Source organism: Microcoleus sp. S36b_A4 (assembly GCF_036700645.1).
In the GTDB taxonomy this organism is placed as follows: domain Bacteria; phylum Cyanobacteriota; class Cyanobacteriia; order Cyanobacteriales; family Microcoleaceae; genus Microcoleus.
This window is the reverse complement of record NZ_JAUBPI010000156.1, coordinates 1-7,920: the sequence shown is the minus strand read 5'-3', so window position 1 is coordinate 7,920 and position 7,920 is coordinate 1. Positions and strand designations below refer to the sequence as shown.

Genomic DNA, 7,920 nt, shown 5'->3' with positions numbered 1-7,920 from the left:
AGACTCGAAATCTATTTTGGAGGCAACTTCAACGTGGGTTCAAATCCCACCCTCTCCGTACATCCTTTACTACACAAGGCTTTGAGGTTATCACCTTCTTTAGCCATCTGTGCAGTTTTACAGGCAGTGGTATACAAAAGTGGTACACAAACCATTCTCGTATACCACTTTCTGTTTTCACTCCACCCCGCATCAGGGCGATCGGTCAGGACGAAAGTATTTTTAAAATTACCTCCACGTCTTCCCGTTCGGCCCTCGACTTTTTGCGCTGCGCTCTTAACTGATTGAGCAAGTCGGCCGGATCTGGGAAATCTGCGACGGTCGGAGCCAAGTTTTTAATTTCCTCCCGATCTCGCTGCACTTCCTTGAGTTCTTGCTCCAACATCTGCACCTTCAGTCCCAAATCGCCGTTGCGCTCGTGTAACTGATTCAGTTCTGTATCCCATTCTGCAAGCTGCTTGTTGGCTGCTTTCAATTCCTGCCTGAGTGATTCATCGTTGCCATCACTCAGGCACTCAATTTTCCCAGCCGTTCCTCAATGGCGGCCATCCGCTCCATCACGGGGTCAAGGCGATCGACTACAGCCTTGTCTACAATGTCTACAACATTTGTAGACACGACGCTATCATCGCTTCGTGTAGACAAATCTGTAGACGGTGTAGACAGTACGTTAGTGTCGCTTGCTGTAGACACTGTAGACAGCATTGTAGACGTGCCTGACAGTTCCTTGAGGATGCGTTGTGCAGCTTGACTGACCGACTCACCGTCTAGCTTCTGAGCTTCTATCCAGTTCAGGAAGTGACCGGAAGCTCTGAACGATACGACTTGACTTTGACTCATTGTAGACACCTGTATACAGTATTTGTCTACAGTAACTGATTGCTGTCTACACTGTCAACAATTTGTAGACAAAACCTGTAGACATGAAAATCCCCCAATTAAGGGGGATAGGATTCAGTCGTCAGTTGTCAGACAGCGGCTAAATTTTCCGCAGGTCACAGAAGAGCATTGAGATTATCCGGCCGCCCTTGTGTTTTTCGCGCTCTTGCCAGTCAACCTTGCAACTGATGCTTGTATGAATCTCAACGATGCGACCGTGCCAGTTGTAGCTAGAGTCCTCTGGTTTGTTGCCAGCCACTTTGTCTCCGACTCTGAAAGCTTTGAGTGGATCAGAGCAGGGGATGCCTGTGAGTAACTCTGTCAGTTTTTGCTTGTCGGAGTCGGAGAGTTTGGAGAAAGAATTGCAAAAGTCCAACAAAGTTGGGAAAACTGCTCTGCCATCTCTGCCAGCGCTCTCTAAAAGGATTGTAGCTCTGTCACTTGCTCTGCCAGCATTATGTGGCAGAGCAGTTGGCAGGGCTGCAAGTCCCTCTGTCTCTACTGGCAGAGCTGGCAGAGCAATATTCGCGGGTAATTCAGAATTTTGCACAAAGCCAATTCCAGAGAGATACCATTGCGCTCTACGCTCCATCTCGTCTCGCCCGTTATATTGCAACCTTTTGAGTTTGGGAAATATCTCCGAGAACCTTGCAAACACTTGATTTATAGCCTTTACAGGCGTGTCGTATTTGTTGGGTAGATCATGCCAAATTAGCTTGTCTTTACGATCGCCATTGCCTGGTTCAATCTCTAGTGTCCCCGTTTCTACATACCACTCTTGCAGTCGCTCCCACAAATCTTTGATGTAGATGCGGCCACCAGCTTGTACCTCAATGCCAGCGTCGCGGACAAACTGCCAGAGGTGGCGGCTTTCCTCCTGAGCTTTTTGCATCGCTTCCTTGGTTGCCTTGTAGTCGATACCCTCGGAAAGTAGCAGCGGCCAACGCTCCAGCATTTTGTTAAGCATCGCCGGGGCAATCTGTTCAAGGATGAACTTTTCATCATCTTTGAAGCGCGGGTCAGCTTCTAATTGCCCCTCGGCAGCGATCGCATTTTTGGCGTAGGTCTTCTCAAAATTCAGGATTCCATAGCGACCTTCGATCGCCTCGGTTCCTCCGGTGATGGATGGCAACTTATTGCAATTAGCAAAGAAAGTAGCAACCGGTTTGTATTCGTGACTGTCCTTACCTTTGGGTTCAATGTCGATCGGGTCGCCAGTAATGAATTGCTTAAGACTCTGAATATTATCTAGGTCTACTTTTGCAGTGTTCTCTGAAGCCCAGTTACAGACACCCCCTAGCAGACCTGACAGATTAAACTTGCGGCCAGTATCATAGGCTCTGAAGTCAGACAAAGACTTCCCAGTCATTCCGTTCCCATAAACGGCAGCGAGCACGGCGCGCAAAGTGTCTTTACCATTGGAGCCTTCCCCGTGGCAGAGCAACCCTTTTACACCTCGCCCCGTCAACTTTGAGCGCACCAGTTTTAGGTTAAGTGCAGCAGCAGCCGTCCGCAGGAAAATTTCTCGCTGGGATGGCTCCAAACATTCTAAAAGGCGATCGCAATCTGCCGGGTCAATCGTGGGGTCATACTTACACCCGACATAGGTATAGATGTTTTTTGGATCATGTGGCTCTACATTGTAAGTGCCGTCAGGATTGACTTTAATTACCCCATTAAGGGTGTTCAGTCCGTCAGGGTTAATAATGTTTGGATCTACCGCAAACCCTGCAATTACCCAGTCATAAACCTGATTAATGCTTGCAGAATTGGCGTATTTCTTGCGAGGGACTGAGCGAACCATCTCAACGTAATTACTCAGATAGTCTCGAATACGTCGCTTCTCTACCACCTCTAGGCGCAACTCGTAATGAGTGCCAGTAAACCGATAAAGTTGCCCCGCGATAGACACCCAATGCCCCTCGGAATAGAGGTATTCCTCAGCTTTCAGTACAAAGTTTTGCTCTCCGGCAGGCGCTGTGTCTGGAATGTAGTCGTTTCCACTACTAGAAGATGACAAAGATACTACATTCTCATGTGTGCGCGGGTGAGGAATTAAAGAGATATTAGGGTTTGAAGCGTCATTTTTGCGATCACCTTTCTTAAGTTGTTTCTCCCACTTGGTCAGAGTTGGCGCGCTCGCTACAGCCTCTTTAAAAGCCTCACCACTGTTAGCTTTGATAAAATCATCCATCCCTTTAAACTTGGTATCCCAAACCGTGACGTGTACCTCGCAACCCTCCTGTTCCAGTAAGCGGCCAAACTTCAAAATGGCTGCACGACAAGACGGGTTGGCCGCATAGTCGGAGTCAAAGTCTATGTAGTGGATGGTGTCGGGCTGTGCCCACTCATTCACAATGCGCGCCAATTCCCCATCTTTCCCCCAATTCCAAACACCCGTTAGAGCGATGACAGCTAGGTCAAGACTTAAACCCGCGCCGGCTTTTTTGGCTCCTTCTGTCCAATGGCGGGGGATGGATTTATCAGCGTGAACTTTTGCCCAATAGTCTTTGTCAGGCATTGCTAGGAAGATTGCGTCGGGTTCCATGCCGCTACCTGTGAGGTATTTGCGCGGTTTAGAACCTTCTGGTTGATGTGGCTTGTCTGGCTTGCCTTGTCCGTACCGCGTACCCATGAATACGCCTGTCCGCCAGTTAACGCCACGACACCACCAGCCCCCTGTTTTGATGGGTTCCTTTGGAAGGATGCGTTCGTTGAGTTCTTTAGCAGTCAGCGATTCGATATTGAGACGGGCGATCGCTTCCAGTACGACTGAACCCTCGCACCATTCGGCGAGGTGCTTGGTAGAAAGATATTTTGCGGTACTTGAAACTTGCCCGTTAGTCGGGTTATTATTATGAGACATGATTGTTTTACCTTTGGGTAAGTCAGCAATAAAGCCGTTCTTGCAGTCGCCAAACTTCAAAGAGAGCGGTTTTTTGCTGTGTGTATAGTTTTAAGGCATTAGAGAATATAGGCGACTGGCTTGAGTCGCCTATCCTTGATTGTCGTTAGAGGATAGACAGAAGTATTCAGGCAGGGAGCCCCGGACTATCAGTGGCATCGCTCTCAATCCCTTACCTACGATTCCCTTTACTCCCCCACCTGCCACAGGCCTGGCATCACTTGAGAAAATCGCTTGGATTTATTTTAGCAGCAGAAGCAAGTCATGATATGTGTTGTAACTGATAGAACCCTATAGGGTTCTAGTATCTACATATGTGCTGCATCCCCTACAAACCCTACGGGTTTGCAGAATCTACATACGTGCTGCATCCATCTAAATATGTGCTATTTGCTTGGAAGGCCTATAGCCTTCCAAAATCTACATATGTGCTGCAACTACTCATCAACTAAGCGCTTGTACTCAGCCTCAGCATCCTTGTATTTTTGGCTGCCTCCTTTGGACACTCCCCAGATTTCAAGAATGATTTTTGCTTTACCCCATCCCTTTGCCTTCAGTTGCAGCGCTCGTTCAGCGCGTTCTGATTCAGCGTTCTGGGAACGTTCCTCGTCAGGTTTAGCTAGTTGTTTTTTGGGTGACGGTTCCGAACGTTCATCATCGTCGTAAGTGAGTGCCAGTGCGCGTTCTAGCGCTTCCCTAGGGTTCAGAATCGCCTCAGCTTCCTGTTGTCGGGACTGCTGACTTACATAGGTGCTGACTGCAATTTCATCGGCCACATCAGCTTTAATCGCCCTGGTTTTCCATTCCTCAATCTCATTTTCCTCGGCTAATCTGCGGGCGATATTCCCCGCGCCAACCGCACAGGCAACAGCCCCGCAAAGACTCAATCCCTGAATCGCCTTGTGCCAGCTAACTTTTTTATCGAGGGCAACCAAGGGAGCCAACCAGAGGGCAACCGCAGCGCCAGACAGCACAAACATTTTTAGCTGCATAAAAACACCCCCGCACCGATCGCGATCGAAGCCATGCCAGCCAGAAGCAAAGCTTGTAAATTCTGCACAGATATTTTGAGCCAGCCTGAAATTGAGAAATCTAAGAGCCAGCACAAGCCCCACAAAATGAAAGAGCCGGCTGCCAAAAATGCGATCGCCCTTTGTGACATCGAATGCAAACTCGCTATCCATCCCAGGAGGGAGGAAGCTATGCACCCGGCGATAAAATAATTTGCCAAGTACATCGCTCTCATTAGTTTGCCCCCGCCGTCAGTTTGGCTTTAATCGCATCGATTCGGGTTCGGGCATCATTCTCAGCTTTGTCGATTCCCATGCCTAATCGGGCATATCCCGGCCGGAGTGCGTGTAATTTCTTAGCTAAGCCAGCGTTACCACGAACTTTTTTAAGTTCGTTCTCAGCCACTACTCCCTCGTATTTGCGATGCTCTTTATGCACGGTTGCATCGGCTTCCTCAATCTTTCCAAGGGCTTTGTAGGCTCGCTTAGATTGTCGGGCCCCGTCTGTTTTTTCCTTTGCCAAGTCCTTCATAGCGTCCGCTTCTTCGCGGGTAAAGTAGCGCGGTGCTGGCACAACTGGAACACTACGCATGCTGGAAAAATTACCAGGATTTAGCGGTGTGATGACACTCGCGTCGGTGCTTGCCAGAACTTTTGATTTGTCAATAGCGTGTCCGCCGTCATTGCTGGTAGTGAGTTTTCCAGCATCAGAATTTCCGCCGAATAGGCGTAGTTGTAAGCTCATAATTTTGTCCCGATTTGAATGTTGATGCGAACTGGGGAGGGAAATAAATTCAAGGGGTTGATTTGTCGCCACATAGACATTGCCAACACAAACACCCCCGCCGATGCGAGTACGAGTGCAATGAGTTGAGAGAGGTCAACCCAGTCTAAAAAGCTGGTGGAATTCTGCCGGGTGAAACCGCACACAGGGAACGAACCGTCGTTAGTCCAATCCAGGGTGTCTACACTGTCTACAGATTGTGTATCAAGCGGTTCAGGCGTGGTACCTACAGTGTCTAGCACTGTGTCAAGCGATTCACCGTCAACCAGGTACAGTTCTAGCAGCGCTTCCCATGTAGCAGTTTTGCTGAGTTTCCCAAACTGTCTGGCGTCTTCATTGGTGAAGCCACGGTCAAAGGCGATCGCCTTTAGTTGGTCAATGCGACGGTAGCTGATAGTGGGCTTAACCATGACTAACAAGCCTCAATCTGTCGGCTGTAGTCGGTTCTCCCTCAAAGCAGGGGTAGTTAAAATCATCTGAACTGGTGCTATGTGTCCAGTTGATGTAGTAAACCCAGCCATCCTCCGGGCGATGACAGGCACCCATAACCTCGCCAAATTCGACAAAGCCCTCGTCAAATTCTTCAGTCCAATCAACAGATATTGAGTCACCAATATTAAACTCTGGCAAAGGTCGCCCATTGAGAGGCAAAGCAACTGACTGAGAACGCGGCACAAAAAACAGCAAAGCGGCCGATGCGATTTTCTGCAATAACTCGCGACGGGGAAACATTAAGAGTTGCGATCGTCCGTCTGGACAATCGGCTGAAAGTGGCATAATTTATAGGCTCCAAACGTTCCAACACAACGGTTTGGGGAAGTCGCGGTTTGGCTAGCATTTCCAGTGCTCGTCAACCGCGCATCAATCTTCCTTAGTTACTCACGATTGCAGACTTACACTTCCTTGTCAACACAGGAAGTGTAAAGTTTTGTTTCGCGTCCCAACCCAAGTAGCGGGTCCCAAAAAACAGAAATATTCAACCCATATCAGACTCTTGCACCACGCCCGGTAAATTAATGCGCTCAATATCAAAATGCAAATAATGCTGCATAATTACTTCCGGCGAATTCCCCACAAGCTTAGCTAGCTTTTGAATAGGAAAGTCATTATTAGCGTGGTACGAAATCATCGTGTGCCTCAGATTGTACGGAATACGATATCGCATTTCAAGACTCTTGAGTAACGTCTTCCAAACAACATTTAAAGCAGCCTGACTGATAGGTTTTCCCATCTCATTGGTAAACACAAAACCTTCTTGCCGTGGGATTGACTCAAGCAAAAGTTGCAATTCTTGATTAACAGGAAAAGTCCGCACCAACTCTGTTTTAGTACCTTCTTTTGAAACAATCTTGCCGCCAGAAGTCAGCACCTGAGCCTCGCAAAAAGTTATGATCCTTCTTGCAATATTGACGTTATCCCACTTGAGAGCGATTGCCTCACTGGGACGGCAACCTGTCAACCAAAGAAAGTAAACGTACTTGTAATATTGACTGTGCTTGCCCTTAAACCGAGAATGGGTATCATCTTTGAGAGCATTTAGGATGCGGTAAACCTCATCAACCGTATACACATCAATCTTTTTTTTCTCTTTTTTCTTGCCACTAATCTTGACAGACCCCAAGACATCACGATATTCGATACCCCACTTGCGAGGTATATTACCCTGCTTGCTATTCCAATCAACTGCCGCAGTTAAGTGCATGAACCGTTTTTTCGAGGTAGCAGCCGAGCGCTTTGTGTCATTAAGTATCCACTGAAGAATCTCTGACTTATCCTCCAGTCGCTTAAACGGACATTTTTCTAGCAGTCTAGAAACATGGGTAATTTCATTGTTGATGTAAGTTTGTTCCCACGCACCTAGCGCTTGGTGAAAGTCAACATACTTTTTCCACAGCAGTGAAAGTTCGTCTTTGCGAACTATACGCAGAGAAGCTTTGTTGCTACTTGCTAATAACGGCTTTAATTCCTCAACAAAAGTTCGCAGATACTCCAAATCAATTATTTCGGCGGCGTCAACCAGTCGCTGTATTTCGCCGTCAAGCTTGCGCGCCAACACCAGGGCTGTGAATTCATCAGAACCGAGTCCGATAGTCGATCGCCCAAATCTCTGATGCAAGCGTGCCGCGTAGTAGGGCCTGACTCGGTGTCGCTGCACCTGAAGATTGAGCCACCGAAAGTCAGAATTTGCCGCTGGGTACATACTTCCCTCTCCAAGCTGAGATTAATTCTACCCAGGAATGGTATACGAAAATGGTATACAAATAGAATTTATTTGAGTCGAGATTCGTACACATCTTATAGTGCAAGGGGTAGCGCTCTTGAATAGGCAGACTCGAAATCTA

General features: G+C 47.9%; 9 protein-coding genes. All 9 read right to left on the bottom strand.

Annotated features, from left to right (window positions below):
• Positions 1-205 precede the first annotated feature (205 nt).
• Positions 206-475, bottom strand: coding sequence for a flagellar alpha dynein (locus tag QUA03_RS27650; RefSeq protein ID WP_333216750.1), 270 nt, complete (start codon positions 473-475; stop codon positions 206-208).
• 32 nt (positions 476-507) lie between these two features.
• Complete coding sequence (locus QUA03_RS27645) at positions 508-840, bottom strand: hypothetical protein (protein ID WP_333216748.1); 333 nt, start codon at positions 838-840, stop codon at positions 508-510.
• A 139-nt stretch (positions 841-979) separates the two neighbouring features.
• Entirely contained in the window at positions 980-3,745 is a 2,766-nt protein-coding gene (locus tag QUA03_RS27640; RefSeq protein ID WP_333216747.1) for a DUF3854 domain-containing protein, read from the bottom strand.
• A gap of 476 nt (positions 3,746-4,221) precedes the next feature.
• A complete protein-coding gene (locus QUA03_RS27635; RefSeq protein ID WP_333216745.1) occupies positions 4,222-4,776 on the bottom strand; it encodes a hypothetical protein in 555 nt (184 codons plus the stop codon).
• A complete protein-coding gene (locus QUA03_RS27630) occupies positions 4,767-5,030 on the bottom strand; it encodes a hypothetical protein (protein WP_333216743.1) in 264 nt (87 codons plus the stop codon). The genes QUA03_RS27635 and QUA03_RS27630 overlap by 10 nt, the downstream gene beginning before the upstream one ends.
• Positions 5,030-5,539 (bottom strand): hypothetical protein, encoded by a 510-nt coding sequence (locus QUA03_RS27625; RefSeq protein WP_333216742.1) that lies wholly within the window; start codon positions 5,537-5,539, stop codon positions 5,030-5,032. The genes QUA03_RS27630 and QUA03_RS27625 overlap by 1 nt, the downstream gene beginning before the upstream one ends.
• Positions 5,536-5,988 (bottom strand): hypothetical protein, encoded by a 453-nt coding sequence (locus QUA03_RS27620; RefSeq protein WP_333216740.1) that lies wholly within the window; start codon positions 5,986-5,988, stop codon positions 5,536-5,538. The genes QUA03_RS27625 and QUA03_RS27620 overlap by 4 nt, the downstream gene beginning before the upstream one ends.
• Positions 5,981-6,355, bottom strand: a complete 375-nt coding sequence (locus QUA03_RS27615; protein WP_333216738.1) for a hypothetical protein — start codon at positions 6,353-6,355, stop codon at positions 5,981-5,983. Before QUA03_RS27615 ends, QUA03_RS27620 begins: the two co-directional genes overlap by 8 nt.
• A 199-nt stretch (positions 6,356-6,554) precedes the next feature.
• Positions 6,555-7,778: a site-specific integrase gene (locus tag QUA03_RS27610; protein WP_333216736.1), complete on the bottom strand. Its 1,224-nt coding sequence runs from the start codon at positions 7,776-7,778 to the stop codon at positions 6,555-6,557.
• Positions 7,779-7,920 lie beyond the last annotated feature (142 nt).

What these genes read in the sequence shown, in the direction of transcription:
- QUA03_RS27645 (WP_333216748.1), bottom strand. Translation starts at nt 840, where the DNA reads ATGAGTCAAAGTCAAGTCGTATCGTTCAGAGCTTCCGGTCACTTCCTG.
- QUA03_RS27640 (WP_333216747.1), bottom strand. Translation starts at nt 3,745, where the DNA reads ATGTCTCATAATAATAACCCGACTAACGGGCAAGTTTCAAGTACCGCA.
- QUA03_RS27635 (WP_333216745.1), bottom strand. Translation starts at nt 4,776, where the DNA reads ATGCAGCTAAAAATGTTTGTGCTGTCTGGCGCTGCGGTTGCCCTCTGG.
- QUA03_RS27630 (WP_333216743.1), bottom strand. Translation starts at nt 5,030, where the DNA reads ATGAGAGCGATGTACTTGGCAAATTATTTTATCGCCGGGTGCATAGCT.
- QUA03_RS27625 (WP_333216742.1), bottom strand. Translation starts at nt 5,539, where the DNA reads ATGAGCTTACAACTACGCCTATTCGGCGGAAATTCTGATGCTGGAAAA.
- QUA03_RS27620 (WP_333216740.1), bottom strand. Translation starts at nt 5,988, where the DNA reads ATGGTTAAGCCCACTATCAGCTACCGTCGCATTGACCAACTAAAGGCG.
- QUA03_RS27615 (WP_333216738.1), bottom strand. Translation starts at nt 6,355, where the DNA reads ATGCCACTTTCAGCCGATTGTCCAGACGGACGATCGCAACTCTTAATG.
- QUA03_RS27610 (WP_333216736.1), bottom strand. Translation starts at nt 7,778, where the DNA reads ATGTACCCAGCGGCAAATTCTGACTTTCGGTGGCTCAATCTTCAGGTG.